The 24,453-nt window shown below is 66.7% G+C and carries 30 protein-coding genes and 3 pseudogenes; 19 read left to right on the forward strand and 14 right to left on the reverse strand.

Going from position 1 to position 24,453, the window contains the following annotated elements:
* Window position 1: 1 nt before the first annotated feature.
* The 6 genes from QQK48_RS17690 to QQK48_RS22395 all read right to left on the reverse strand — a co-directional run bounded on the left by QQK48_RS17690 (window position 2) and on the right by QQK48_RS22395 (window position 3,494).
* Window positions 2-403: a hypothetical protein gene (locus QQK48_RS17690; protein WP_284329517.1), complete on the reverse strand. Its 402-nt coding sequence runs from the start codon at window positions 401-403 to the stop codon at window positions 2-4.
* A gap of 202 nt (window positions 404-605) precedes the next feature.
* Window positions 606-1,001 (reverse strand): helix-turn-helix domain-containing protein, encoded by a 396-nt coding sequence (locus tag QQK48_RS22390; RefSeq protein WP_431308447.1) that lies wholly within the window; start codon window positions 999-1,001, stop codon window positions 606-608.
* Complete coding sequence (locus tag QQK48_RS17695; protein WP_284329518.1) at window positions 916-1,383, reverse strand: hypothetical protein; 468 nt, start codon at window positions 1,381-1,383, stop codon at window positions 916-918. Before QQK48_RS17695 ends, QQK48_RS22390 begins: the two co-directional genes overlap by 86 nt.
* A 209-nt stretch (window positions 1,384-1,592) precedes the next feature.
* Window positions 1,593-2,003, reverse strand: a complete 411-nt coding sequence (locus QQK48_RS17700) for a hypothetical protein (RefSeq protein ID WP_284329519.1) — start codon at window positions 2,001-2,003, stop codon at window positions 1,593-1,595.
* Between the two features lie 267 nt (window positions 2,004-2,270).
* Window positions 2,271-3,011, reverse strand: coding sequence for a hypothetical protein (locus tag QQK48_RS17705; protein WP_284329520.1), 741 nt, complete (start codon window positions 3,009-3,011; stop codon window positions 2,271-2,273).
* 54 nt (window positions 3,012-3,065) lie between these two features.
* Window positions 3,066-3,494, reverse strand: a complete 429-nt coding sequence (locus tag QQK48_RS22395) for a helix-turn-helix domain-containing protein (protein ID WP_431308448.1) — start codon at window positions 3,492-3,494, stop codon at window positions 3,066-3,068.
* A gap of 325 nt (window positions 3,495-3,819) precedes the next feature.
* On the opposite strand from QQK48_RS22395, the gene QQK48_RS17715 reads away from it, so the two are divergent.
* Complete coding sequence (locus tag QQK48_RS17715) at window positions 3,820-7,275, forward strand: hypothetical protein (protein ID WP_284329521.1); 3,456 nt, start codon at window positions 3,820-3,822, stop codon at window positions 7,273-7,275.
* Window positions 7,232-7,666, forward strand: a complete 435-nt coding sequence (locus tag QQK48_RS17720; RefSeq protein WP_284329522.1) for a hypothetical protein — start codon at window positions 7,232-7,234, stop codon at window positions 7,664-7,666. The genes QQK48_RS17715 and QQK48_RS17720 overlap by 44 nt, the downstream gene beginning before the upstream one ends.
* Window positions 7,667-7,829: 163 nt before the next feature.
* On the opposite strand, the gene QQK48_RS22400 is transcribed toward QQK48_RS17720, so the two are convergent.
* A complete protein-coding gene (locus tag QQK48_RS22400; protein WP_431308449.1) occupies window positions 7,830-8,294 on the reverse strand; it encodes a helix-turn-helix domain-containing protein in 465 nt (154 codons plus the stop codon).
* A 392-nt stretch (window positions 8,295-8,686) separates the two neighbouring features.
* On the opposite strand from QQK48_RS22400, the gene QQK48_RS17725 reads away from it, so the two are divergent.
* The 14 genes and pseudogenes from QQK48_RS17725 to QQK48_RS17795 all read left to right on the forward strand — a co-directional run bounded on the left by QQK48_RS17725 (window position 8,687) and on the right by QQK48_RS17795 (window position 18,934).
* Complete coding sequence (locus QQK48_RS17725; RefSeq protein ID WP_284329523.1) at window positions 8,687-9,136, forward strand: M23 family metallopeptidase; 450 nt, start codon at window positions 8,687-8,689, stop codon at window positions 9,134-9,136.
* Window positions 9,133-9,315: a M23 family metallopeptidase gene (locus tag QQK48_RS17730; RefSeq protein ID WP_284329524.1), complete on the forward strand. Its 183-nt coding sequence runs from the start codon at window positions 9,133-9,135 to the stop codon at window positions 9,313-9,315. The genes QQK48_RS17725 and QQK48_RS17730 overlap by 4 nt, the downstream gene beginning before the upstream one ends.
* The gene (locus QQK48_RS17735; RefSeq protein ID WP_284329525.1) at window positions 9,312-9,743 is read left to right on the forward strand and encodes a hypothetical protein; all 432 of its coding nucleotides are present in this window, start codon (window positions 9,312-9,314) and stop codon (window positions 9,741-9,743) included. Before QQK48_RS17730 ends, QQK48_RS17735 begins: the two co-directional genes overlap by 4 nt.
* Window positions 9,740-10,177: a hypothetical protein gene (locus QQK48_RS17740; RefSeq protein WP_284329526.1), complete on the forward strand. Its 438-nt coding sequence runs from the start codon at window positions 9,740-9,742 to the stop codon at window positions 10,175-10,177. Before QQK48_RS17735 ends, QQK48_RS17740 begins: the two co-directional genes overlap by 4 nt.
* 229 nt (window positions 10,178-10,406) lie before the next feature.
* Complete coding sequence (locus QQK48_RS17745) at window positions 10,407-10,601, forward strand: hypothetical protein (protein WP_284329527.1); 195 nt, start codon at window positions 10,407-10,409, stop codon at window positions 10,599-10,601.
* Entirely contained in the window at window positions 10,598-10,903 is a 306-nt protein-coding gene (locus tag QQK48_RS17750) for a hypothetical protein (RefSeq protein WP_284329528.1), read from the forward strand. Before QQK48_RS17745 ends, QQK48_RS17750 begins: the two co-directional genes overlap by 4 nt.
* Window positions 10,872-11,360, forward strand: coding sequence for a DUF8175 domain-containg protein (locus tag QQK48_RS17755; protein WP_488798435.1), 489 nt, complete (start codon window positions 10,872-10,874; stop codon window positions 11,358-11,360). The genes QQK48_RS17750 and QQK48_RS17755 overlap by 32 nt, the downstream gene beginning before the upstream one ends.
* A gap of 5 nt (window positions 11,361-11,365) precedes the next feature.
* Entirely contained in the window at window positions 11,366-13,096 is a 1,731-nt protein-coding gene (locus QQK48_RS17760; protein ID WP_284329530.1) for a TrbL/VirB6 family protein, read from the forward strand.
* Window positions 13,093-14,573 (forward strand): annotated as a pseudogene (locus QQK48_RS17770) (SCO6880 family protein). Before QQK48_RS17760 ends, QQK48_RS17770 begins: the two are co-directional and overlap by 4 nt.
* Window positions 14,574-14,700: 127 nt before the next feature.
* The gene (locus QQK48_RS17775; protein ID WP_348523826.1) at window positions 14,701-16,017 is read left to right on the forward strand and encodes a P-loop NTPase family protein; all 1,317 of its coding nucleotides are present in this window, start codon (window positions 14,701-14,703) and stop codon (window positions 16,015-16,017) included.
* A 30-nt stretch (window positions 16,018-16,047) separates the two neighbouring features.
* Window positions 16,048-17,820: a type IV secretory system conjugative DNA transfer family protein gene (locus QQK48_RS17780; RefSeq protein ID WP_284329533.1), complete on the forward strand. Its 1,773-nt coding sequence runs from the start codon at window positions 16,048-16,050 to the stop codon at window positions 17,818-17,820.
* 17 nt (window positions 17,821-17,837) lie between these two features.
* Window positions 17,838-18,191, forward strand: coding sequence for a DUF4913 domain-containing protein (locus QQK48_RS17785; protein WP_284329534.1), 354 nt, complete (start codon window positions 17,838-17,840; stop codon window positions 18,189-18,191).
* 123 nt (window positions 18,192-18,314) lie between these two features.
* The gene (locus QQK48_RS17790; protein WP_284329535.1) at window positions 18,315-18,629 is read left to right on the forward strand and encodes a hypothetical protein; all 315 of its coding nucleotides are present in this window, start codon (window positions 18,315-18,317) and stop codon (window positions 18,627-18,629) included.
* Between the two features lie 86 nt (window positions 18,630-18,715).
* Window positions 18,716-18,934, forward strand: coding sequence for a hypothetical protein (locus QQK48_RS17795; protein ID WP_284329536.1), 219 nt, complete (start codon window positions 18,716-18,718; stop codon window positions 18,932-18,934).
* 19 nt (window positions 18,935-18,953) lie between these two features.
* Here QQK48_RS17795 and QQK48_RS17800 read toward each other — a convergent pair whose 3' ends face one another.
* The 7 genes and pseudogenes from QQK48_RS17800 to QQK48_RS22410 all read right to left on the reverse strand — a co-directional run.
* Entirely contained in the window at window positions 18,954-19,589 is a 636-nt protein-coding gene (locus QQK48_RS17800; RefSeq protein ID WP_284329537.1) for a hypothetical protein, read from the reverse strand.
* On the reverse strand, window positions 19,579-19,803 hold the full coding sequence (locus QQK48_RS17805) for a hypothetical protein (RefSeq protein WP_284329538.1): 225 nt from the start codon (window positions 19,801-19,803) through the stop codon (window positions 19,579-19,581). The genes QQK48_RS17800 and QQK48_RS17805 overlap by 11 nt, the downstream gene beginning before the upstream one ends.
* On the reverse strand, window positions 19,763-20,434 hold the full coding sequence (locus tag QQK48_RS17810; RefSeq protein ID WP_284329539.1) for a hypothetical protein: 672 nt from the start codon (window positions 20,432-20,434) through the stop codon (window positions 19,763-19,765). The genes QQK48_RS17805 and QQK48_RS17810 overlap by 41 nt, the downstream gene beginning before the upstream one ends.
* A 64-nt stretch (window positions 20,435-20,498) precedes the next feature.
* Window positions 20,499-20,588, reverse strand: a pseudogene (locus QQK48_RS22405) (hypothetical protein); the annotation flags it as partial.
* Window positions 20,546-21,694, reverse strand: coding sequence for a relaxase domain-containing protein (locus tag QQK48_RS17815; protein WP_284329540.1), 1,149 nt, complete (start codon window positions 21,692-21,694; stop codon window positions 20,546-20,548). The gene QQK48_RS17815 and the pseudogene QQK48_RS22405, both read right to left, overlap by 43 nt.
* Window positions 21,672-22,286 (reverse strand): MobF family relaxase, encoded by a 615-nt coding sequence (gene mobF, locus QQK48_RS17820; RefSeq protein ID WP_284329541.1) that lies wholly within the window; start codon window positions 22,284-22,286, stop codon window positions 21,672-21,674. The genes QQK48_RS17815 and mobF overlap by 23 nt, the downstream gene beginning before the upstream one ends.
* Window positions 22,287-22,330: 44 nt before the next feature.
* Window positions 22,331-22,561: pseudogene (locus QQK48_RS22410) on the reverse strand (relaxase domain-containing protein); the annotation flags it as partial.
* 408 nt (window positions 22,562-22,969) lie between these two features.
* Between QQK48_RS22410 and QQK48_RS17825 the strand changes: the two are divergent.
* The 3 genes from QQK48_RS17825 to QQK48_RS17835 are packed head-to-tail and all read left to right on the forward strand — an operon-like array spanning window position 22,970 to window position 24,418.
* Window positions 22,970-23,215, forward strand: a complete 246-nt coding sequence (locus QQK48_RS17825; RefSeq protein WP_284329542.1) for a hypothetical protein — start codon at window positions 22,970-22,972, stop codon at window positions 23,213-23,215.
* The gene (locus tag QQK48_RS17830; protein WP_284329489.1) at window positions 23,208-23,339 is read left to right on the forward strand and encodes a hypothetical protein; all 132 of its coding nucleotides are present in this window, start codon (window positions 23,208-23,210) and stop codon (window positions 23,337-23,339) included. Before QQK48_RS17825 ends, QQK48_RS17830 begins: the two co-directional genes overlap by 8 nt.
* 38 nt (window positions 23,340-23,377) lie before the next feature.
* On the forward strand, window positions 23,378-24,418 hold the full coding sequence (locus QQK48_RS17835; RefSeq protein WP_284329543.1) for a hypothetical protein: 1,041 nt from the start codon (window positions 23,378-23,380) through the stop codon (window positions 24,416-24,418).
* The last annotated feature ends 35 nt before the right edge of the window (window positions 24,419-24,453 follow it).

Below are 24,453 nucleotides of genomic sequence, written 5' to 3' on the forward strand. Positions count from 1 at the left end.
CTCACGACCGGGCTCCTTTGAACGCGCCAGCCGCGCGCAGGCGAGGTAGTAGTCGCGGCCGTAGCCCGCGGGGGCTGTTGCCCGTTCGTGGAGGAGCCTGGATCCGTTCGTGCTCGCGCTGTGCGGCGCGCTCGGCGGCCGCGTTGCGCCGACGGTGTTCGGCTGCGCGTCGACGAGCGCCAGGTGACGCCAGGGGAGTGCCGTGGCTATCGCGCCAGGGGTCGAATACTCGAGCGATCCATGCGGTGCCGTGCACGATGCCGTAGAGCCCTGAGTGTGGGCGGGCTTCGTTCCTGGGAGTCCAGTCGAGCATGTGAACGATGTCGGTGGCGTCGTAGCCGGCGTCGACGAACTCACGAATCGCGGCCCGCAGCGCTTTGAACGTCAGCCCTTTGACGCGCATCAACTCAGGTCGCAGTTGGGTGACCTCGAGCGCGACCTTGTCACGGCTTGTCCGGGACAATCTCCTGGGCCCAAGCCGAACTGTGCGCGTGTATCTAGGGTGATTGGCACGTGACCAGCGGCCGAATAGGCCGCTCGGAATAGATTCTGGGCCGCGAAGCGGCTCCATCATGCTTGAAACCTCGTGCGCGCGTGCGTGGGTTTTACCTACTCCTGGTGGCCAGGAGGGGGTGACAACCTTCTCCACAACCGACCGCATGAACTGTGTGAAAGTGCGGCGAGCGGTGCACGGCCGCGTGCGCAGGCTTCGAGGGGTCGCGGGGCACCACCAGGAGGTAGACGACGCGCAAAGCGCCCTCGTCAGAGCCTCCGTAGCCTGCTGAACGGCCCGCAGACAGGGCCATGACGAAACCGGCCGCCTCAAGGGCGCGTAGGTAGCGTGTGACGGTCCTTCCGCTGACGCCGAGGCGGCGTGCGAGATAGGCGTGGCCGGGGCTTGTGGTGCCCGTACGGTCACGTTCTGACGCTGCGAGGGCTCTGGCCAGGCTCGAGGACCATGTCGCGCTTGGAGCGGCCCTTCCTGGACGTCTGAGAGGCATCGAGGCTGTCGATGAAGGCTGACTCTTCGAGCGCCTCGATCCACCCGGCGCGGGTCGCGGGCCTGGTGAGGTCGTCCTCGAGCGTCACTGCGCGGCTCACGGCGGCCTCGTGGCCACGGTCGGAGGCTTTGAGGCCCCGGATGGGGCGGGAGCGGTGATAGGAGCGTGCTGCGCGGCGTTTGAGGACGCGCCAGCGGGCTTGCTGTGCGTCGTTGCACAGATGCCACGCAGGAAGGCTGGGAGCGGCTTGTGGGGCCGTGGTCGCGGCCGCGGGTGCCGGCTGTCCGAGGGAGCGGGCGATCGCGTATTGGATCGCGGCCGCGTGAGAGCGCACCGGGAGCGCGGCGAGGGCCGCTAGCGGGTCCGCTTGAGCGGTCGCCAAGGAGGGCAGAGGGTCGTCGAGGACACGCCACAAAGTGCGTGAAGATGCAGGTAGATCACCTGTTTTTGGGTGTGTTCGACTAAACCCCGTGTGGGGGCCTACTATGGGACTACTCCTAACTAACCGTTAGAAAAGGCTCGCTCCTCCAGTCGCCAAACATCGGGAGCGGGCTTTTCGCTTTCCCGGGGGCTGTTACCCGCCGGTCGACCTCACCTTGAGTTGGAGGTCACTGGGCTCATAGGGTCGCCACCACGCACGCACGGTGCAGGTAGGGCTATCCATAGGGGCACCCTAGGGGCGGCAAACTCTCCCACGCCGTAGGCGCGACGCGAGAAGTTGTCATTTGCCACTAGGACGCCTGGCAGCCGTAATACTCGACCTTGACCTGAGTCTCGTTCGCCTGCGTCACCACCGTCTTGGTGTTCCCAAGGCTTCTGGTAGTAGTTCGCCTGGCTGATGAGCGTGTCCCTGTTGTCGGCAGTGATCGACTTGAGGAACGAGCACGCCCCGCTGCCAGGGTTGTCCTTGATGCGCGCACGCACGTCCGAGGCAATGGCGCAACCCTTTCCACTTCCCGTGGGGCTGCCATCGGCAAGCGCCACATGGACTCTCCGTCGCACTTGGACCAGGACATCACGGGGTCTTTGGGCGCGGGGGAGTGGTCTCCGCGGGCTTGGGCTTGGGCTCCGTGGTCTTCTCTGGCGTCGACGAGCCAGACGAGCTCGACGAGCCAGAGGAAGATGAGCCCTTGGAGCCTGCTCGACGAGCCAGAAGATGATCCAGGCGCGGAACTCGAGGACTTAGACGATCCAGACGAACTTGAGGAACCGCCTGGCGAGGCCGCGGCGGCCTTGCCGTCGTCGGTAGACGAGCCGGCCTCCTCGGCCTCAGCCTTGGCCTTTTCGTCTTTCCAGGCCTGGTGAGACTTCGACAGCGCCGCGGTCAGCGGTGCGAGGCTCGTCGATCGCGGCTTCGAGGTCCTTGGTATGCGCGGAGATCTCCGTAGCATCCGCATCATCAGAGAGCGCATCGGCGATCGTGTCGCCTGCGCTGAGATGCTTGGTGACAGCAGTGACAGTCGCAGGCTTCTTGACGTCCTCGCCTACGTCCTTGACCAGCGTGCGAGCCTTCTCGCTTGCCTCATCCCACTGGGAGACGACGTCTTCCCACGTGGTGCGCGCGTCGTCGTGCACCCACGCGGCAGTCGCGGTCTCGAACTCGTCGGTCGCGCCCTCAAGCGTGCTCGCAGCGTCGAGCCTCGCCTGCGCCGCGCCTTCGAGCGCGGTTGTACGGGCGGAGGCAGAGCCACCGCCGTCGCAGGCTTCCTCGAGCAAGCCACGCGCAATCGCGAGCGTGCTCTCGAGTTCCGCGGCGTCCACCGTGGTGTCGGCGCCGGCCTTCGCCGCCTCGGCGGCGCGGCCAGCGAGCGTCGCAAGGTCACTCGCCGCCGCAGTACACGCGTCGAGCGCGGCCGCCGCGTCAGCCTCGGCAGCCCGGTGCGCGCCCCACGCGACCCCACCACCCGCAAATGCCAGGACGCCCGTGGCCGCGGCGGCGACCAAGGCAACCCTTCGGCGGGTGAGCCTGGGCTTAGGAGCCGGGCTTGTTTCAGAGTTGTTTGAGGTCACGGCGATGCTCCCTTCCTTTGGACGCCGCAGGAGGGGACAGATCGGTTGATGTGACTAAGAGTTAAGCGCTTGAGACGCCTCGACGGCGCCACACGCGTCGGACTGGCCACCATGCTCGCCGCCGTCGGCATCCTCGACGACGCCGTGAGCCCAGCGGCCGAGATCACGCACAGCGCTTTCGATGGCGTCGTGGCTGGCGACGTACCGAATCGGAACTCGAGGTCGACGCTGACCCTGTGGTGGATCCGATTTGACCAGCCCATCCGTGGTGAGCCCTTCAAGCGCCGAGTAGGCACGGCTCCGGCTCGCGTTGATGTCTTCCATGACCTCGTTGACGGTCGCGCCTTGTGGGCCACGCAGGGCAACGGCGCGCAACACATCAAGGCCGGCTCTTGTCGACAGGTGTCCAGGCGCAGGGGTCCACGGCGGCACTTTCGGTAGTCCTTCCATCGCCCCAGGCATGTGTCCAGGGTAGCGGTTCATTCAGAATCACGAATAGACTCTAACACGGTTACTCGCTCTGATGTAGTGAGAAACTACATCAAACTTTTTTCAGTCTCTATCGCACGGAGGTCAACGTGAGATCAGTGCACAGAGCCTTGGGCGGCACTCCTGGTTGCCTTGCTGGTGGGAGCCGCCGCAGTAACGGCCACACCGCAGCCCGCTCAGGCATACGAAACAACCAACGGGTGGACGAACGGCTCGGGACAGCAACGCGGCTCTGGTGCCGGCGTTGTGTTGTCTGAGTTCTGGTCCTACGGCGATAGCGCAGCGTGGCGTCAGAAGTGGTTGGGCGGCCTGAATCCGAATGTGGTGGGCAATCGTCCGTCGGGAACTACGGGCAAGGTGTGGTGTATCGAGGCTGGCGCTGATCTCGAGACAGGCGCTTCGTACTCGTGGTCGTCGAACAGGCTCGGCGCGGCTGCGCTACCTGCTGTGGCTTGGCAATAACGGTTGGGACACTCCCACGGGTGCGGCCGCTGTGCAGTACCTGTTGTGGGCAGATGAGTTCTCCGGGAGCGGGGATAACGCGTCGTTGGCCTCACGCGTGTGGAACCATTCCGATTTCCCTCAGGCCTCCAAGAACCTTGTGAGCAAGTTCAGGGGGCTTTCTCAGTGGAACAACACGACATCGGCACTCAAGGCCAACCCCGTGACGAACTCGAGCCCGATGCGAGGAACCCTCTCAGGCGTAGGGGTGAAGGACGCGTGGGGGGACCACCTATCGGGGATCTCGTACACAGTCCGCATCGAAGGACCGGCAACCTTTGATGAGTCGGGAGGCCGGTTCGCGTATGGAACTACAACGACCTCCGCTCGGTCAGGCGTGCACGCGTGGACCGCGACGGGCACCGGTGATGTCTCGTTCACGATTCGCTATCACGACGCAGCACCGGCAAGTTCGGCGCCGGTCGGTACGGCCAGCCCTCAGGATGTTGTGATCTCGGGCGCCAACACTGACCTCACCTACTCAGACCCGGCGACGGCCGTGTTTGTTCCTTTCCAGCCTGAGGGCGTTTCGCGTGTGCAGGCGGCTCGGGTTGACGTTGGCGACACGTTGACGGACACGTTCACCACTCAGGCGTCGGGTTCTCAGACGTGGCCGATTCTTGAAGAGGCTGGCTTCCCGTACGTTCCGGCGCGGTGGGAGGCGAGTCTGTACTTCCACGGCCGTTCGGAGCCGTCGCAGCGGGGCACGGTCCCGAGTGGAGCGGAGCTGGTCGGCACACGAACGATTACCGGCACTGAGGGTCCGGGGGAGCGGTTGACCGCGACCATCGGGACCGCGACGAAGGCCGGCTACTACGTGTGGGTGTGGCGCTTCGATGCGAGCGAGCAACCGTCCGCGTATCGCAAATACTTCACTGGGGACTGGGCGGATGACTATGGCATCCCGGCCGAGACTTCGGTGGCACAGGCGTTCCAGCCTGGCGGCACGTCGAGCGTGCAGCGTTCGGTGGTCGCCGTGGGTGACGAGCCTGGTGGACACGTTCACGACGTCGACGCGTTCCGGGGAGCGCTGGTGACGAACTCGTGGCTTCGGCGTAGTGGTTCACCGGTGCCTGTGACGTGGGACGTGAGCGTTTACTATCACGGCGTCACGGCGCCGTCCTCGACGTCGGCGAGCCCGCCGGCCCGGGCAGAATTGGTGGGCACGGCACGCGTCACGGGGACCAACGGCAGCGGCCAGCGGCTCACGGCTCAGATCGGGACCGCGACGAAGGCCGGCTACTACGTGTGGGTGTGGTCGTTTGATCGCGAGTCACAGCCCGCGGTGAACCGTCCCTATCTTGCTGAGGGGAGCGACTGGGCTGATCGTTACGGCCTGGCCGATGAGACTGCGCGGGCGCGGGCGTTCCAGCCCGGCGGCACGTCGAAGGTGCTTGAGCCCATCGTGTCGGTCGGCGATCGCCTGGTGGACACGTTCACGACGTCGACGCGTTCCGGGGGAGCGCTGGTGACGAACTCGTGGCTCACTACTCCTGGTGGAACCCCTGTGCCGGCGACGTGGGACGTGACGGTGTACTACGCCGGCATGGAACCGCCTGCACGGCAGAACTCGGTGCCGTCGAGCGCTGAACGTGTGCGCAGTGCGAAGGTCACGGGCAGCGGTGGCTCTGGTGAACTGTTGTCGGTCGATCTTGGCGCGGCCGCGAAGGCTGGCTATTACGTGTGGGTGTGGGAGTTCAACGTTTCCTCGCAGCCTGCGCGCTGGCAGCCCTATTTCGCGGGTGACTGGGCTGACCAGTATGGCCTCACTGATGAAACGATCACCTCGCGTGCTTTCCAGCCCGCGGGTGTCTCGCAGGTCGTGGAGCCTGAGGTTGCGGTCGGTGACGTGTTGGCTGACACGTTCACCACGGCGACGCAGCCTGGCGGCCCGCTCGTCGTCGACGAGTGGCTGACGGACACCACCGGCACCCCGTTGCCGGTGACGTGGGACGTCACGCTCTACTTCCACGGCACCACACCGCCGGTCGACCCGACGATCGACGTCGACGCCGGCGATGACGAGTCGGCCGGTGAACCGGCTCCCGACGTGGATGGGTCGGCGCCGCCGGAGAGTGTGCCGGCAGTCCCCCTCGAGCCTGCAACGCCCACACCTGTAGTGGTGGGCCAGACCCAGGTAACGGGTACGGGCGGGGCCGGTGAGGTCCTGACCGTGGAGTTGGGCACGGCAACGAAGGCTGGCTATTACGTGTGGGTGTGGGAGTTCAACGTTTCCTCGCAGCCTGCGCGCTGGCAGCCCTATTTCGCGGGTGACTGGGCTGACCAGTATGGCCTCACTGATGAAACGATCACCTCGCGTGCTTTCCAGCCCGCGGGTGTCTCGCAGGTCGTGGAGCCTGAGGTTGCGGTCGGTGACGTGTTGGCTGACACGTTCACCACGGCGACGCAGCCTGGCGGCCCGCTCGTCGTCGACGAGTGGCTGACGGACACCACCGGCACCCCGTTGCCGGTGACGTGGGACGTCACGCTCTACTTCCACGGCACCACACCGCCGGTCGACCCCGTGAAGGCGGGGGAGTCACCGAATCCGGCGCCGAGCGTGTCGCTGTCCCCTGAGGACGTTGGCAGCGCGGTCGAGTCTGACTCGAGCGTGGAGCCCGTCGAGATGGGCGACCTGGTCGCGGAGACTCAGGTGACCGGTACCGGCGGGGCCGGTGAGGTCCTGACCGTGGAGCCGGGGACCGCGACGAAGGCCGGCTACTACGTGTGGGTCTGGGCTTTCCATGTGGAAACGCAGCCCGAGGAGTTGCGCGCGTACTTCGCGGGTGACTGGGCTGACCAGTATGGCCTCACCGATGAAACGACGACGTCGAAGGCGTTCCAGCCCGCGGGTGTCTCGCAGGTCGTGGAGCCTGAGGTTGCGGTCGGTGACGTGTTGGCTGACACGTTCACCACGGCGACGCAGCCTGGCGGCCCGCTCGTCGTCGACGAGTGGCTGACGGACACCACCGGCACCCCGTTGCCGGTGACGTGGGACGTCACGCTCTACTTCCACGGCACCACACCGCCGGAGCCCCCGGCACCGTCAGCGGTGGCGACGTCTACCGTGTGGACTCCGCCGCTGGTGCTTCCTGGCGCTGCCCCCAAGGGTGCGCTGCAGGTGGGCCAGACCCAGGTGACGGGCAAGGGCGGGGCCGGTGAGGTCCTGACCGTGGAGCCTGGGCACCGCGACGAAGGCCGGCTACTACGTGTGGGTCTGGGCTTTCCACGTGGAAACGCAGCCCGAGGAGTTGCGCGCCTACTTCGCGGGTGACTGGGCCGATGAATACGGCCTGCTCAACGAAACGACGACGGCCAAGGCGTTCCAGCCCGCGGGCGTTTCAAGGGTTCCGAACCGTGAAGTCATCGTGGGCGACACTCTGTCGGACACGTTCCTCACGTCCGCGGCCGAGGGTGACGCGCTCGTGGACGACGAGTGGCTCACCGGCGCCGACGGAGATCCCGTCCCGGTGACGTGGGACGTTGACCTGTACTACGCAGGCGACGAGGCACCCGCCAAGCCGACTGCTGACGTGCCGAAGGGCGTTGAGCCGGTCGCGTCCACTCAGGTGGTCGCGTCCAAGGGCGCTGGCGAGCGCCTGTACGTCGAGCCGGAGTGGCAGAGAAGCCTGGGGTCTACGTGTGGGTGTGGTCGTTCAGGTTGAACTCTCAGCCCGAGGAGCCTGCGCGCCTACTTCGACGGTGAGTTTGCTGACGAGTACGGCCTCGAGGAAGAAACGACGACGGCCTCGCCGCCGCCACCGCCGTGGCTGTCGCGCACGGGAGTCACAGTCGGATGGCTGCTCGCGGCCGCGGCCGCGGGTCTCCTCATCGTCGGGGGCGCTGCCATGCTGCGTTCCAACTCCCGTCGCAGGTAAGGGATGAACGCCGAGAGGGGGCGAGCCCGCATGGGCTTGCCCCCTCTCGTGTGTACGGATCTAGGCGGGCTTGCGGCCGCCGCTGGCCTCGAGCCTGTGCCTTGAGGTCATCGCGGATGATGCGCCACTGGCCGCCACCGGGAAGCCGCACGGCTGGCACCTTCCCCTCACGAACCCACACGCCCACGCGGCTCTTCTCGATGCAAAGCATCTCGGCGACTTCGGCCAGGGGCAGAAGCGCTGCGCGATCACGGAACAACTCATCTAGTCCTGCACTCACGAGCGGGCCTCGTCCTTCATCACTAGTGACTCCTGTCGCGAATGAAACGGAAAATATGAATGATGCGGGAAATGCGCGTGATGCTAAAGATTGGACATTTGAGAAATGTCCATAAACGCATTCGTTTAGTAACATTACAGCAGGTAGTCGGGCACTTGGGCCCGCCTAGTTTCGCTGAGGGAACTTGTCTTGCGTCCACATATGAATGGGGCCGTAGTGGCGCATTCTGTGTGCGCCGGAACGCCTAATCCACACTTCGAGTCTGGGTCGCGTGCAGCATGTGCGCCGCGGTCCGTGGTCCCACGTCGCCGTGGTGACCCTCCACAGACGCACCCGCCCCAGCGCGGGATGCGGGACTCATTGCCCTGAGTCCTATCTCTCACACACCGGCGGTGGCCCGCTGCAACCAGTAGCGGGCCACCCCACCGGATGAGAGCACCGAGGGCAGATCACGAGAGAGCAGGAGTTACGGGCAATGAAGTACACGGGGGATAGTCGTCACATCGTGGCGGCGCGGAGCGCACACCATGGCTGAGGGCGGTCGCGGCGGGCTCGCCGCTGCGGGCGTTGTCGCGGTGTTCGTCGCCCCGATCTTTCTGGTGCTCGGCCTCGCAGTCATTGGCGGCTCGGATGCAGACGCGGCCAACGTGTGCGTCGCGCAACCTTCCCCTTCACCGTCGACGTCGTCGACGGCTGTGGTCGACGAGACGTGCACCACGTCGCAGGTGTCGCTCAGCGGATGGGCGCACCCGACCATCCCGACAGCGCGCGTCACATCGTCGTTTAGCCCTTCTCGTTTCCACCCAACCCTGCACATTTGGCGCGCGCACCTGGGCACGGACTACTCGGCCGGCTCCTGTGGTGAAGCGATCTACGCGGCCCACGACGGAACGGTGACCTTCGCTGGCATGTCCGGCAACTGGGCATGGTGTCGATTGACCACGGCAACGGCGTTCGCACTCGGTACTTACACATGACGCGAGCCGGGATCTTCGTCGACGTCGGGGATGAAGTGGCCGCGGGACAGCAGATCGCGATCAGCGGGTCTACCGGCAACTCGACCGGATGCCACCTCCACTTCGAGGTCTGGGTGGGGGACAAGGCCATCGACCCGGTGCCGTTCCTCGCCGGCCGCTTGGACGGTGACCCGGCATGAGGATTCTCGTTGCCAAGTGGCCAACGGTCACCGCGCAGGTGAACGACAACGCCAGGGCGGTCGTGTGGACGTCGACGGCCGCGGAGAACCTGAAGGCGTACAACCTTGAGCGAACTCGTGCAGGTGTCCTCACCCGCACCGTCCAGGTCGCGATCCAACTAGGTCGAGCGGTGGCACTCAACGTGACCGACCCTGACGGCGAATGGCACCTCGCCGTCACACCCGCGGGCATCGTCGTGGAGCACACACTGGGTGAGCCTTACGTCGACGTCGACGACGACTTGATGCCCGTCAAGGGGCCGTGCCGACAGTGCAACACCCCGTGTGCCATCACGGCGGCCTCGTGCTCGACGTGCCGGGTCGAGGCGCCGACGAGCGCCGCTGAGGGGCTGCAACTGCTCAACCCGAGCGCATGGAGCCACGCATGAGCGACGCCGCGAACAATCCGTGGATCTCCAAGCGCGCCACGGCGATCATCACGACGCCACCTGTGGCCGTCCGTGCACGCCGTGAGGTGTCGCTGCAGGCGGGCGTGGTGCCACCTGAGGCGATCGACCGCCTCGAGGTGCGCGACGTCGCCCCGGGACGTGCGGTCTGGTGGGTCGGCGCTCATGGCGGGGCAGGCGAGAGCACGCTCGCCGCGCTCGGCGGCCAGGACGCGCACCACTGCTGGCCTCGACCCACCGATGGGTCGATCGCACGCGTGGCCCTCGTTGCTCGGACCAACTATCAGGGCCTCACACGTCTCATGGCGGCGCTGCGCCAGTACGCCGCCGGCGAGCCTGCCCTTCGTCCACCTCGAGGCCGCGGTACTCAACGCCGACCAGCCGGGCCGACTCCCGAAGGAGCCTGCGCGATCTGAGGCGGCACGCCACCGGCGCCGCACCCGACGTGTGGCCCATCCCCTATGTGCCCGAATGGCGCCTCGGCGCCGTGACGGGACGCAACCAGCCGCGCGAGCCTGCGGCTTCTGCTGGAACACCTGACACAAGGAGAAAACCCATGAACGCACTCACCATGAAGTTCATCGAGCCGACGACCAGCCCTGCTCTTCCTGACCCGGCCGCGTCGCGCCCCCGGGCTTCGAATTCGTGGACACCCTGCTCGCATGGATGAAGTGGGGCGGCCTCATCGCGGCCGTGTTCGCCCTCATCGCGGCGGCGGTCATGCTGATGATTAACCAGCGTCCCGGCGCCACCCAGGAGGGCGTGGGCGCCATCGGCAAGACCCTCATTGCGGTCATCATCATCGGTGCCGCATCGTCCATCGTCGGCTTCATCGCATGAGCACACGCTCGCTCGTGCTGGCTGGGGCTACCGCGGCCGCGGTGGCCCTGGCTGGCTGCTCCGGTCAGAGCGAAGGAATCGTGACCCAGGCACCGGCGACACCGAACGCTGTCGCCTCGTCGGAGTCGTCGCCTGGCGCTTCCCCTTCACCCTCGACGGCACCGACCGTGCTCACCGAGGAAGAAACCGAGTCCGATTCGGTGTGCGGCCTGGGCGGCGTGGAGATGACGGGAACAGTCCTCGAGCCGTTCGACGTCTCCGAGTTGCACGTTGGCACCTTCCCGCTATGGAGCCTCGCCTGAGTACGGGCCGGGCGCTCAGGACCCGTCTGGCTTCTACTACTGCTTCCAGCACAGCCCCGAGGGCGCCGTGCTAGCAGCGATGGCGTACTCAATCCAGGGATCGGCTTTGGTCGACGACGCCTTCTACGCCTACAACGAATACGCCGCGGGACCCGGTCCCGACGCGAACGCTCCGGGCACTGAGACCGACATGGTGCAGAGGAAGGAAATCCTCACAGACTTTCGCGCGAACCCATTGGGTGTGCGGGTGCTGCAGTACGACGGCGAACGCGCCTGGATTGACGTCGCGATCGAGAGCTCGTACCAGGGCACCATCACCCAGCAAGCGGGGATGCTGCCGCTCGTGTGGAGCGACGGCGACTGGAAGATTGAAGCCGACACGTCCAAGGTGACCTCCGGCGCGATCTCGTCCCTCGACGGCTACGTGCTGTTCACACCCACCACGAACGCGCAGTAGGCGTCATGGATATCCCAGGACTTGGCTGGCTGACCGGCCCCGTCGCCGATGCCCTGACGGGCTCGGTGTTCGCCGAGATCGCCGAAATGACTCAGGAAGCACTTGGTGTCGCCGTGGGCTCGGTCGGCACAGCGTGGGTACACATCGGTGTGCCCGTGCTGTCGTCAAGTCCCGGGGCGAAGACCCCTGGCGTGATGGACGCGGCAGGGGTGAGTAGCACCTATCCCGTCCTGGACTGGGTGGCATGGGGCGGTGCCGTCCTCGCGGTGCTGGCCCTGATCTGCCTCGCAATGCTCATGATGAGGAGTTCTCGGGCTGGCGATGGCGCTATGGCGATCGGGCGCATGGGTGCCGTGCTCGTGGCAGTGGGCCTTCTGGGTGCAGCGGGCCCGATCGCACGCGCAGTCGTCGGCAGGGGACCACGTGGAGTCGCGGGCGCAGCGGCTTTCATCCAGTCGAGCCTGTGGGGCTGGCTGCTAGTCCTCGTCCTCCTGTCAGTGATGGTGGGGGCCATCCGAATCATCATCGACCAAAGGATGGAGCCCGCGAAGGACCTCCTGCGCTCCATCCTCACCCTCATCACCGTGACCGCGGTGGGCACCACGATGATCGGCTTGCTGATCGCAGCCACCGACAAGTTCTCAGTGTGGATCCTTTCGCGCTCACTCGAGTGCAACGCCGCGGACGCTTCATGCTTCGGCGAAGGCCTCACCAGTCTTCTCGTGATCGGTGGCCCCGCGACCATGGGCGGCGGACTGGGCATGCTCCTGGTCATCATCATGGGCCTGCTGGCGGTCTGCGCCACTCTCCTACAGATCGTGCTTCTGGTCGCTCGAGGAGCAATGCTCGTCGTCCTGACCGGCGTGCTGCCCCTCACCGCATCGTTTACGAACACGGGGATGGGGAGGACCTGGTTCAACCGTTCTGTGGCGTGGGTCATCGCGCTGATCCTCTACAAGCCCGTGGCCGCGATCATCTACGCCACGGCGTTCAAACTCGTAGGCGATGGCGCGTCTGGCATCTTTCCTGACCGAGACGACCCGCTACTGACCCTCGCAGCAGGGGTCGTACTCATGGTCCTGGCATTGATCGCGATGCCCGCACTCATGCGGTTCATCACTCCCGCGGTGGGCGCTGTGATTTCAGCAGGCGGAGGAGGTGTGGCGATGGGCGCTGGAATGGCAGTCGCCTCCGGCGCCCAAACAATGGCGTACGGAATGCGTGGAGCGGGACAAGCCTCCCGTACTCCACAACAGAGCCCTTCGGGCAACTCCGGTGGCGGGTCACCCACCCCCGCGGCATCCCAGGGTGCACCAGGAGGCCCCGGTTCGCCCGGTTCGCCCGGCGCTCCTGGCACCGGTACCGCTGGGGCGCCAGGCGCAATCGGAGCCGACGGCGGCACGCACTCCTCGACCGGCGCCGGTGGGGCTCCCGGTGCACCTGGCACGACTGCGCCCGGCGCACCTCCCGGCGGAGGCACGCCCCCGGCCTCGGGCGCTGCACCAGTGGCAAGCGGCGCGGCCGGTGGAGCGGCAGGCGCCGGAGCCGCGGGAGCAGGTGGCGCCGCGGCGGCAGGCGGCGGAGCCACCGCCGCGGGAGCGGCCGCGGCACCCGCCACAGGTGGCGCATCGCTTGTGATCGCTGCGGGCGCGCAAGCCGGGATGCAGGTTTCCCAGGCGATCGCCAAGGGCGCCTCTGACGTCGCCGAAAACACCGCGGACGGAGCACAGTCGTGAGTGCTGGCACACGCAACTATGGCAACTGGCGTCGACCTAGCACGAAGGGGCTCCTGGGCCTCGGTTGGTTGAGCACGGCACTCCTGTTCGCGGCGCTAATCGCGACGTTCCTCACGGTCGCGATCGCGGGACTACTAGCGGGTCTGGCCGCTATGGGTGTGAGCGCGATCGCCGCGGGCCTGGTCGTCACGAAGAACGCCGACCACGTATCGATTATTGAAAGGGTGTGGGAGCGCATCATGTGGGCAAAGACGAAGGCAACCAAGAGGAACGTCTACAGGTCCGGCCCGCTGGCCGCGACTGGCTGGGGGCGCACACAGCGCCCGGTGTTGCCGCACCCTTGCGGCTCAGCGAGCACGTGGACTCGCTCGGTCGACCGTTCGCTCTGATCTACTCGCCGCCGGGCGGGCTTCACACGCTCGTCATCGAGACGGAGCCAGACGGTGCCGCTCTCGTCGACGATGAGCAGATCGACCAATGGGTTGGCTCGTGGGGATGGTGGCTCTCCCACCTGGCGGGGGAGCCCGGCCTGGTGGGTGCCTCGGTCACGGTGGAAACCGCGCCCGACACGGGTGGTCGGCTCGGCAGGGAGGTAGCGGCGAACATTTCAGGTGACGCACCCCAGTTCGCCCGCCAGGTCCTCGCGGACACGGTCGAGAACTACCCCGCGGGATCGTCTGTGGTCCGCGCCTACCTCGCACTCACCTTTGTGTCGAGTACGAAGAAGGCAGATCGGGTGGGACGCGAGTTGGCCTCTCGTCTCCCCGAACTGACGGGCACGCTTGCCTCCACGGGAGCGGGCGTCGCTGCGCCACTCGACGCGGCCCGGTTGTGTGAGGTGATTCGCACCGCGTATGACCCCGCTGTGGCGTCGCTGATTGACGAGGCGCGCATGGCTGGCGACCACGTCCCGCTCGAGTTTTCAGACGTTGGCCCCACCGCGGCCGAAGCCTCCTGGGACTCCTACAGGCATGACGACGCGACAAGCCGAACCTGGGTCATGACCGGTGCGCCCCACGGCCTCATCTCGGCTCGAGGCCTAGAGAAGCTCCTCGCCCCTCAGCGCGGCATCGCGCGCAAGCGCGTCACTTTGATGTTTGAACCGATCGACCCTGGTCGCGCGGCCGGGATGGTCGAGCAGGACATTCGCACCGCCAACCAGCGCGCTACGCAGCGCCAGCAAGTCGCGGCGCGTGACTCGCTCGAGATGCTCCAGGCGGCCACCACCGCGGCCGAGGAAGCGGCCGGTGCGGCTCTGATGAACTTCGCCATGCTCGTGACTGCAACGACTGTCGGGACCGGCGGCGCCGCGGATGCCGACGTTGCGGCTGCCATCGACTCGGCCTCCAAGGCGGCGCGCATCCGACTTCGCCCGGCCTACGGGGCGCAAGACGCGGCGTTCGCGATCGGACTGCCCTTGGGCATCATTCCGGCGCGACGCGCGGAACTCACGGCGTCGATCAGGAGCGCACTGTGAAGCGCTCAGCGAAGAAGCCAGCCCACCCCCGGCGCTGCGCGCCCCTGCGCGTGGATGGCGCGGACCTGCTGGTGGAGCGGCCGCGCGGATCCCCGTGCCTCAGACGTGGCGCGGCACATCAGTACAGGTGTGCGGCCTATGGCCGTTCGTCGTGGGTGCCGGCGCCCCGATGGTGGGAGTGCCCATCGGACGTCACCTCGGCACCGGCGCCACGGTGTGCTGTGACCCGGTGTCGTGGTTCAACCGCGCTCGCCTCATCTCGAACCCCTCCATCTTCGTGATGGGTCTGCCCGGCCGCGGCAAGTCCAGCCTCGTCAAGCGCATGGTGACCGGTCTCGCAGGCTACGGGGTGAACCCCATCGTCGCCGGCGACTTGAAGCCCGACTATGTGAACGTCGTCCGCGCCCTTGGCGGCCAAGTGATCCGTCTCGGCCGCGGACGCGGCCACCTGAACGTCATGGACCCAGGCGAGGCGCGCGAGGCCGCGAAGCAACTGCGCGACGCCGGCCACACCAAGGCAGCGCAAGAACTTGAGGCGGAGTCCCACGGACGTCGCCTCACGATGGTGTCCGCGCTCATTGAACTGGTGCGCCATGCGCCCATCACGGATCGTGAAGAAACGATCCTTGACCAAGCGCTGCGCTTCATCGACGCTCATAACCCCGACGTCCCCGTGCTCGCCGACGTCCTCGCCGTGATCCGTTCGGCGCCAGAGTCAGTGCGAGCGGTCGCCCTCGATCGCGGCGATACTGCCCGGTACCAGACGATCACCGAACACCTCGAAGCGTCCTTGATCGCACTGACAGGCAAGGGCCGCCTGGGCGAGATGTTCGCCCACCCGACCGACGAACCCATGCATCTCGACCGGCCGGTGGCATTCGACATCTCTGGCATCGACGAATCGGATCGTGAACTGTCAGCAGCAGCGCTGATGGCGTGCTGGTCGACCGCATTCGCGTCAGTCGCGGTAGCAGGCGCACTCGCTGATGCCGGCATCGGACAACGTCGCCACTACTTCGTGGTGATGGACGAGATGTGGCGTGCTCTGCGGGCCAGTTCCGGCATGGTCGACCGCGTCGACGCGCTGACACGCCTGAACCGCACCATCGGCGTGGGCCTGGCAATGATTACCCACACAATGAACGACCTCGAGGCGCTTCCCAACTCCGAGGATCGGGCCAAGGCCCGTGGCTTTGTGGAGCGCGCCGGGCTCGTCGCCTGTGCAGGTCTCCCACAGTCAGAGATCCCGCTCCTGCGCTCGATCATGTCCTTGTCGGCCGCCGAGGCCGACACCCTCACCTCGTGGGGTGCCCCGCCCGCCTGGAACCAAGCCGGCGCCAACACAACCCCACCCGGCGTCGGACAGTTTCTCATCAAGGTCCAGGGACGTCCGGGCATCCCCGTCCACGTCGACCTCACCGTCGACGAGCCTCGCCGTGTATGACACCAACGCCGCCTGGATCAAGGAACCCGCATGAGCGACCGACGCCCCCTCGACCCCCAATTCGCCTCTCTGCTCACACTCGGCGGCGTCGCACTCACATGCGGCACCGGCCTCTACGCAGGACTCCACTGGGGCACCGCGGCCGCCAGCATCGACCAGGACGTGCCCGGCCATCCGCTAGATGCGGTGGACGCGCTCGTCGACGGCACGATTCAGTGGCCCGGCGCTTGGGGGTGGGCGATCGCCGCCGGCATCTGGGCAGCGGGCGCCGCTGTCACCGTGGCGCTAGGCATGCACTCACGGCGCGCCACGACACACAAGGGCCTCGCGTCGGCACGCAAGGTGACCAAGGCGACGTCCCCGAACGACACTCACCGGCAGGTCATCGGCTTCGAGGGCAACAAGCCGGTCTCGATTCGCAGCGAGGACGCGGGCCTCATGATTGCCCCGCCCCGCTCCGGCAAGACCACCACACGAGTCATCGGCGCCGTCATCGACGCCCCCGGTGCCGTGGTGACCACTTCAACCAAGGCCGAGGTCCTGCGCCTCACCCACCTGTCGCGATCACACAAGGGCTCGGTACACGTCTTCGACCCCGAGGGCATGTCGGGATGGCCCACACCGGCTTCATGGGACATCGTCGCAGGCTGCCAAGACCCCAACGAGGCCGACGAGCGGGCACGCGCCATGGTCAAGGCCGCACCGATGGGCGAGGGTGCCACGAACGCCGCGTTCTTCGAGCAAGCCGCCTCTGCCGTTCTCGGGGCCTACCTCCACGCGGCCGCGCTCGACGGACGAACGATCGCGGACGTCGTGGCGTGGGCGCACGACACCCGCATGCGAGACCCGTACAGCATTCTCGAGTCGCACCACGATGCAGCGCCCGGTTGGGCAAGCGAACTCGAGACTTACACGCGCGGGCAGGCAGGTCCCACGATTCAGTCGGTCCAGATGACGCTGGGGAACGCGTTGTCGGCGCTGAGGACTGGAAAGACGGTTGAGGCCGTTCTTCCCTCGCCGCGCATGTTCGACGTCGACGCGTTCCTTGACTCATCGGACACCCTCTACCTCATGTCGACCATGGGGGAGGGGTCTGCTGCGCCGCTGACGACAGCGCTCGTGGCCACGATCGAGCGTCACGCGCGGATTCGGTCGCAGCAGAGCACCACGGGCCGCTTCGAGACACCGGTGACGCTCGTGCTCGACGAGGCTCCCAACATCGCCCCGATTCCTTCGCTGCCTGCCCTCATGACGGACTCGGGAGGCCGCGGCATGATCGTGTGGACGATCACCCAGTCCTTCGCACAGGCTCGAGGCGCGCTGGGGTGCCAGCGGCGCGCGCACCATGTTCAACGGTGCCGCCGCCGTCGTGCTGCTCGGAGGAGTGAAGGAGAGCGACCTTCTCAAGCAACTCTCGGACCTTGCCGGCAAGCGCCAGGTCGTACGCACCACGTCTTCCACCGGAGGCACGTATCGCGGATCACGGTCATTCAGCACCGAGTGGGAAGACAACCTCCGCGTAGACCAAATCCGCGAACTGCCCACCGGCAAGGCGCTGCTGTTCTACCTCAACCAGCCACCGGCCCTCATCACCACACAACCCTTCTGGGAGCGGCCCGACGCCAAAGAGATTCGTCGCTCCCAAGAGGACTTCGAAAGCAAGGTGCAGGCATGGACGATGAACTAATGGCGATCGCGGACAACCTGGCCGCCGAGAGCGCACCGGTCGAAAGCGACTCCCCGCCCGTGCCCCGGCGCCTGGACTGGGACAAGTTGCCCCCGCGCTGCGCGCAGAGCTCCTAGGCGACCTGGTCCAGTGGGTGGAGTGGCTTGACGCGACGCACCTGCGCTACTCCGACACCTCACTCAAGCCGTGCTGGTGGCGTCACCCCGACGTGCTGTGGCACCTCACCGCACTCAAAGATGCCTACGACAGCGCATACACGATGCGAATCCCGGATACCGCGCCGATCGCGTGGCACCTGCACTGGCTCTGGCCGACGATGGAGCGGATCAACACGATGCGCTCCATGCAGAAATGCAAGACAGGGGTTCACACGCCAGCCCCGAGTCCACTCCTCGACCACGACCACGCCATCGACGAGACGATCGCACACTGGATGACCTCCGACCCCACGAGCGTGCTCGAGTTGGCCGAGCCCGACGACGCCTGAGGCAGCCTCGTACGCCATAGTTGGGGCATGTCACGGGCATCTGAGCACGCCTCGGTAGAGGAAACACCTCGTGCTCCCTTCTGGGCGGTAGAAATCAAGCGCGGTTGGCTACTAGTCGCGAGCGTGGGGGGTGCGAGCATCGGCTGGGGGGCCAGCGCCCTGATCGGGCCGTGGACCCCCGAGAAGGACTTCTGGCACCCATTCCTTACCGGACCGCCTGCCGCGGGACTGTTTGCACTTGTCGGCGCCGTCATCGCGTACTTTGCCGCCGGCAAAGCGTCGCAGGTCGCCCGCGACACAGGCGCCCGCGAAGCCTGGTGGAGTCGAGCGGGGTGGGCGATAGAGATGGCCCGTGCTGATGCGGTCGCTGATCGTCTGCTAGGCATCCGAGCGCTTGGGGTGCTCATTGACTCGGTAGCGAGGAAGACGGAGAAATGATTGTCGGGTTCTTGGAGGAAACGGTGCTTCGTGCCGTGGACAGTGAGCCAGCGGCAACCGACAATGACGAGGAGGGAGGTGCGTAGATGAGCACCACGCGACAGTGGCGAAGCAAACTCGCCGACCGGATCGAAGACGGCCAAGCCGAGCCCATCAGCGCACGCGAAGAAGAACTCGTAGTCGAGTTGATCCGCACCTTCAAGGTCAAGCACGGACGTAAGCCCGGTGAGCGGGTCGCAACCAAGTCCGGCAGCCACAGGTTGATCGACCGCGATTCCAGCGAGTCACAGCAGTCGGCCGGCTGACAGACCGCCTTCGCCCGCGCTACAGCGCGGGAGAATCGCGCTGGAGCGTGGGACTCGGCGCAGGCGCAGGGGAAGTCGACGGACGCACCTGCGCCGCCGCGGTCACCCCGGCGGGGTCCGCGTCGTAGCGGGCGAGCGCTTGCGCGAGTCGGTCACCGTCAAGGCCCCGCTCTCGGAGAAGCCCCTCGAGCACGGCGCGCTTGCGGCCGTGCTCCGCGGCCGCCTCGGCGCCGGGATCCACGAGGGGGCGCACACCCCACTCGTGGCGCATGGCCGCGGCTTCGGTGCCCTCCGGGTAGTCCGCGGCCGATGCGTCTTGCATGAGGTCCCGGATGCGGCTCTCCGCGCGGCCGAGCCAGGCATCGACGTCCGCCTTGCCGGTGGTGATGCCGGGCGCGTAGCGCGCGTCGTCGACGCCCTGGCGGCACGCTTCGGTGAAGTCCTCGCGGCTCGTGTGGGCGTGCGCGAGGGCGCGAAGTTCTGCCTCGGCGGATCGCGGTTCGCGGGTGCGCGCGTACTCGACGGCGGCCTCGTACGTCTCCGCGCCTAGCACCGCAGGGGCGTCGTCGCCGATCGCGGAGCGAACGATGGCGTCGCCTGCAGCCGCACTGGGGGAGTGGAGATCGCGGACGGCGCGGTGGCGTTCAAGCCACACGTCGAGCCTTGTTCTCTGCCGCGTACTCGTCCCACAAGGTGGCGTGCGCGGAGGTCTGGTCGGTGTTGTTGTCGATCGCGTTCTTGAGGATCGACGCGGCCGAAATGGTCGGCGCGACGGCGTGGTGGCCGTCCGCGTCACCGGCGGCGATGTTGGCGACATAGATGTGGTTGTCAGCGCGGCCGCGCGTGAGCCCCACGTACAGCCTGGTCACGTCCTGTGGTGTCGTTGATGAGGAGGTGGGCGTGGTCGACGGTGCGGCCCTGGGAACCGTGGACGGTGACGGCGTATCCCAGGTCGACGTGCTGGGCGGCGTACTCTGCGTCGACCTGCACCTGGTCGTGGGTGCCCTCTCGGGACAGCGTGAGCGCACCGGTCTTGTCTACTGCGGTGACGGTCCAGGTGTCGCCGTTGCGCACGAAGTCACCGCGACCGTAGGTGTTCTCGCGGTCGTTCCGGCGGGTCACGACCAGGTCGCCGATACCGACGACAGAGCCGTCTGCGAGGCTCGTGGTGGTCATCTTGACCGCCCCAGTGGAGATGCGCCAGGCCTGTGCGGCGCGGGCCAGAGTGGTGACCTGGTCGCGGGTAGCGGCGATCATCACGGAGGTGTCACCGCGTGACAGATCAGCCTTCCAGGCTTCGACCATCGATTCCGTGACGGAGTCGACAGTACCGGTGTGGAGGCGACCGTTGTCGATGTAGAAGTCCGCAGCGCTGGTGCTGCCGGAGCGTAGACACATAGTGGCGTCGGCTTCCTCGGCCGAGTGGAAGCGCCAGATCTGATCCATGTGCACCGCTCCTACGGCGCGATCGAACAGGCGTAGCGAGCCCGCGCCGGTCACGGCGTCGAGCCTGTGCGGGGTCGCCGATGAGGCGCACGGACGCCCCCGCCTCGCGGGCGTGGGTGATGACCGCGTCAATGTCGGCGGAGTCGGTCATGCCAGCCTCGTCGATCAGAACGACTGTCGATGCGTCAAGCCGTAGGGCCTCGGGGATGCGACCCCGCGTGTAGGCGTCGACGAACTTCGCCACAGTCTCGGCGCGCACCTCGAGCCTCGCCGCTCAGTACCTTCGCGGCCGCGGCCGATGGGGCGAGCGCAACGACGCGGCCGCCGCCGATGTTCACGGCATCGGCGAACACCTTCATGGCGGTGGTCTTGCCTGCGCCGGCAGGACCAATAGCCGCGTCGACGAGACGGCCCGACGCGATGAAGCGTCGCGCCACGGCGAGCCTGTCCTTCGTCGAGGGGACGTGTGCGCATCCGTGACAGCAGGTCCACGTTGGCGGCATCGAACACGGGACCCCACGCAGTTTCGGCGGCCTCGAGAAGTCGCGTCTCGCGCGCGAGGACGGCTTCACTTGTGCGCCACTTCGCGTGGGCCGGGCCAAAGACCACGGTGCGATCGCGCCGCCTCAACACGTCGGGCGTGTTCAGTAGGTCCGGCATCGACAGGTCGATGGAGTGATGTTCGGTCGCGGCCACGACCTCACGAATCGTGGCGTCAAGGTCCTCGAGGTCGGCCAACGTTCCGGCCGCGCTACCGCCGGCAAAGTGCTCCATGCGGGACTTGAGGTCCGCGTTGGGGGAGAGGTAGTCGCGCAGCAGGCGCTCAGTGGTCGCGGTGACGTTGGCGCTGTTCCAACGCGCACGCTTCTGCCCCAGGTCCTCAACGACTGCGCGCGCTAGCCCGTCGACCTGGTCCACCGTGAGGGTGAACGGGGCCGGTTTGCGCGGCCCAGCAACCACGCCGGCGGTCATCTTGCGCACCGCGGAGCGACGCCCCAACAGTTCGCGTGCGCGCCCAGCCCACTGCTCGCGCTGCTCACCAAGAGTCTCCCCAGACTCCTTCGCCGGGCGGGTCGCGAGGGTCGCCTGCTGAGCAAGACGACGCATCGTGGCCTTACTCGGCGCCCGACCATAAGTGGTCGTGTACTCGGCCACGAGCGCGTCAAGATGCGCGCCAATGTCGCGTGTGCGGGACGAGAACGCCTCCCGCACACCCTTGTCGATGCCCACGATTTCGCGTACGGCCTGGCCACCGCGTGCGGTGTAGACGTCCTCGAACGTCACGCCAAGTTCACGGGTCAGGCGCGACTCCATCTCGAGCCTGGTAGCGCTCGGAAGCGGCGACGCCATAAGCGTAGATGGCGCGCGCGTCGAGCGTGCGCCACGTCCCCTGGGCGTCCTGGACCCGGTTCGCGACCACGACGTGCGTGTGCAGGTTTGGGTCACCGTGCCGTGATGTGTGGTGGTCGAACGCGGCGGTCGCGAACCCGTCGCCGTCGATCTGGAGCACACCTCCGTGGCCCGTGCGGGTCACGCAAGCGTCTTCCTGCATCGCAGTCATGGACGCCTGCCAGGCCTCGTCGTGAATGCGGGCGATCGTCTTGGACGTGTCCTCATCGGCCAAGCCCCACAGCACGGAAACGCTCTTGACTGGTGTGAACACCAGGTCGAATCCTGACACTGCCTGCTTGGCGCTCCCGCCTTGCTCGGCGAGGAAGCGGTTCACGTCGGTAGTCGTGATGACGCCCGCTTCGGGCTGGATGCGGAGGTACTCGAACGCGGCATCACGCCGCGCCTGGGACGCCTCGCTGGCACTGGGAACACGGTCGTAGGCGGTGTGAAAGTCAGTGAACGCGGCATCAACGTAGGGCGTGAAGTCGTCCGCCGCGGCCTTGAACACTGGCATGGCGTGACCCAGTTGCGTGCTGGCGAGCGCCTGGTCAGGGAGTACCCCTGAGCCGTGAGTTGCGCCTCGATCCTGTCTGCGTCGGGGTGCCGGCCCTCGCCAAACAAAGCGAGCATCTGCGCCTCGGTCACCGCGCCAGAGACGCGCAGCGCCTCAGCGCCACGACCCCACCACTGGCCCGCAGGGTTACCCGTCTCGAGGTAGTAGTCGCCGAGCGCTTGCCCACGCTCGCGCTTCTGGTCTGCGCTCGAAATCTGATCAGTCAGATACCGATAGCCGTCACCCGCGTAAAGCCTTGTGAACGGTCATCATGCGCCCACCCTAGCCGGTACTTGTGGAAAAACCGCACCGTGGTGCAAGAGGTGTGTTCAGTTCTGCCTTCGGCTTTGGCGGTTTGGCTGGGTTTTCCACGGGAGTGTGGACGGCTCACTCAAAGGAGGGGTATGGTCGGGCCTGTGAGAGAGGTAGGACTTAGGGCAATGGGAGGTAACTGACTCACAGACGAACGGTTGAACCAATGCCTCGCTCTACCAAGCCAGGTCCAGCAGCACGCGCAGAAGTGCGACGTAGGCTGGCCAAACTCAACGCCGATCGCGCAGAGCGCGACGCGCGAATCCAAGCCTCCGTCGAGGCCGCACTTGACGTCGAGGCTCCTGTAATCAGCGCACGTGAAGCGTTGGCAGGTGCGCAGGCCGCGTTGGCGGCCGCGGAGGAGTCCGCGCGGACGCGCCTCGCGGACGTCGTCATGCAGCCTGCGCGACGACCATCTGTCTGCAGGCGAGATCGCGATGCTTCTTAATCGCTCCGTGCGAGACGTCCAGGGGATGATTCGCGCAGCGCGCTCGGCGCCCATCGCGGCGCCCGCAGTGGAGCACTCCGTCGACGAGCCCGCCCCGGCTTACGAGGGGAGCGTGGTCTCGGATGCCTGACGAGACGTTGTTCGCGCTCGATTCGATGCTCGAGAACGTGGTCGCGGCGTCGATCGCTGCGTGGAGCGATCAAGAGCCCGACCCGGTGTTCATCACCCCCGTCATCAGCGTGGAAGCCCGATGAGCGAGCACCGTTTGAACCTCGCACCCTTCATAGCGACGTTGCCCGATGCCATTGGACAGCGACCCGTCGAAGGACAGATGGCCGTGATCGTGGCTAACGATGACGGGCCCCGCGGGGTGACACTAGTCCGTCCCGGCGCGACCAGCGAGGAGATCGCGAAAGCAACTCGGCGCATCACGAGGACACCAGAGCAGTTCGCGGTCATCGTCGGGTACGGCCGCTCTGCAGCGGCGACAGCGCGCGAGACCGCGGCGGCTCTCGGCGGCAAGTCCCTTCACGGGTATGTCGATGCGGGCGACACCTGGCAAGCCTGGGACGCCCCGAGTGAGTCATACCGTCCCGAACGGCTGCCCGATGTGGCGACCCAGGCGGCCTTCATCACCGGTGCGCAGCGACCGCCGGGGGCTGTGGCCGAACTGAGACTCGCACCCGAGCCTGGCTATGCGGTGCTGACTACCAAGGATGCTCGCGCTCTCGACAGCACCGCACCCTCATTTCGCGTGGAAGTCGCACGACGCACGTTCGATGCGGCGGTTGCCGAGTATCCCAAGGTCACACCAGCACGTCTGTCGACCCTTGGGCATCTGGCAACGTCTGACGTTGCCGCGCGCGTTGCCATCGTGGCACGCGCGTGCCACTCGGACACTGCGGAGGCCGTCGTCGTCGAGGCACTGCGACTAGCCCCGGTCGAATACCGACCGGCATTCGCAGAGATCGCGGTAACCGCGACCTGCGCGAACGGCAAGTCGGCCCGTCGTGCGCGGCCTCATCAGCCACGTGCGGGACAACTCCACTCTTGGGGTTCTCGGTCGCTCGGGCGTGGAACGTGGCGTTCCGCGCGACGTGATCGCCGAAACCGTGAGAGGCGTCGAGCGAGCGCTCGACGGGCGCTTGCCGCAAATGGACGCGATGTGGAAGGCGGCTCAGGCCGCCGCGCCCGTCGCGCAGCCGTCGGTGGGCGTAGCCCCTCCGACCCCGGCGCCGGGCGCGCCACGCGTCGACCTCGCGCCGTAACTGCCCCACGCTGCACCTCACCCACCGGGCGCTGGTGCAAGACACCCCGTGTCGACGTCGCGTGACGTCGACAAGGGGTCAGCATTCACAAACTTTCGTC

Origin of the sequence: Demequina litorisediminis (assembly GCF_030161615.1) — a bacterium.
GTDB classification, from domain to species: Bacteria; Actinomycetota; Actinomycetes; order Actinomycetales; family Demequinaceae; genus Demequina; species Demequina litorisediminis.

Excerpts from the sequence above, each read along its gene's own strand:
- QQK48_RS17780 (WP_284329533.1), top strand. The coding sequence starts at position 16,048 with ATGAGCGACCGACGCCCCCTCGACCCCCAATTCGCCTCTCTGCTCACA.
- QQK48_RS17715 (WP_284329521.1), top strand. The coding sequence starts at position 3,820 with ATGTGGTGGGCAATCGTCCGTCGGGAACTACGGGCAAGGTGTGGTGTA.
- QQK48_RS22395 (WP_431308448.1), bottom strand. The coding sequence starts at position 3,494 with ATGAACCGCTACCCTGGACACATGCCTGGGGCGATGGAAGGACTACCG.
- QQK48_RS17815 (WP_284329540.1), bottom strand. The coding sequence starts at position 21,694 with ATGGAGTCGCGCCTGACCCGTGAACTTGGCGTGACGTTCGAGGACGTC.
- QQK48_RS17740 (WP_284329526.1), top strand. The coding sequence starts at position 9,740 with ATGAGCGACGCCGCGAACAATCCGTGGATCTCCAAGCGCGCCACGGCG.
- QQK48_RS17795 (WP_284329536.1), top strand. The coding sequence starts at position 18,716 with ATGAGCACCACGCGACAGTGGCGAAGCAAACTCGCCGACCGGATCGAA.
- mobF (WP_284329541.1), bottom strand. The coding sequence starts at position 22,286 with ATGCCAGTGTTCAAGGCCGCGGCGGACGACTTCACGCCCTACGTTGAT.
- QQK48_RS17760 (WP_284329530.1), top strand. The coding sequence starts at position 11,366 with ATGGATATCCCAGGACTTGGCTGGCTGACCGGCCCCGTCGCCGATGCC.
- QQK48_RS17750 (WP_284329528.1), top strand. The coding sequence starts at position 10,598 with ATGAGCACACGCTCGCTCGTGCTGGCTGGGGCTACCGCGGCCGCGGTG.
- QQK48_RS22400 (WP_431308449.1), bottom strand. The coding sequence starts at position 8,294 with ATGTTACTAAACGAATGCGTTTATGGACATTTCTCAAATGTCCAATCT.
- QQK48_RS17730 (WP_284329524.1), top strand. The coding sequence starts at position 9,133 with ATGACGCGAGCCGGGATCTTCGTCGACGTCGGGGATGAAGTGGCCGCG.
- QQK48_RS17725 (WP_284329523.1), top strand. The coding sequence starts at position 8,687 with ATGGCTGAGGGCGGTCGCGGCGGGCTCGCCGCTGCGGGCGTTGTCGCG.
- QQK48_RS17830 (WP_284329489.1), top strand. The coding sequence starts at position 23,208 with ATGCCTGACGAGACGTTGTTCGCGCTCGATTCGATGCTCGAGAACGTG.
- QQK48_RS22390 (WP_431308447.1), bottom strand. The coding sequence starts at position 1,001 with ATGCCTCTCAGACGTCCAGGAAGGGCCGCTCCAAGCGCGACATGGTCC.
- QQK48_RS17690 (WP_284329517.1), bottom strand. The coding sequence starts at position 403 with ATGCGCGTCAAAGGGCTGACGTTCAAAGCGCTGCGGGCCGCGATTCGT.
- QQK48_RS17735 (WP_284329525.1), top strand. The coding sequence starts at position 9,312 with ATGAGGATTCTCGTTGCCAAGTGGCCAACGGTCACCGCGCAGGTGAAC.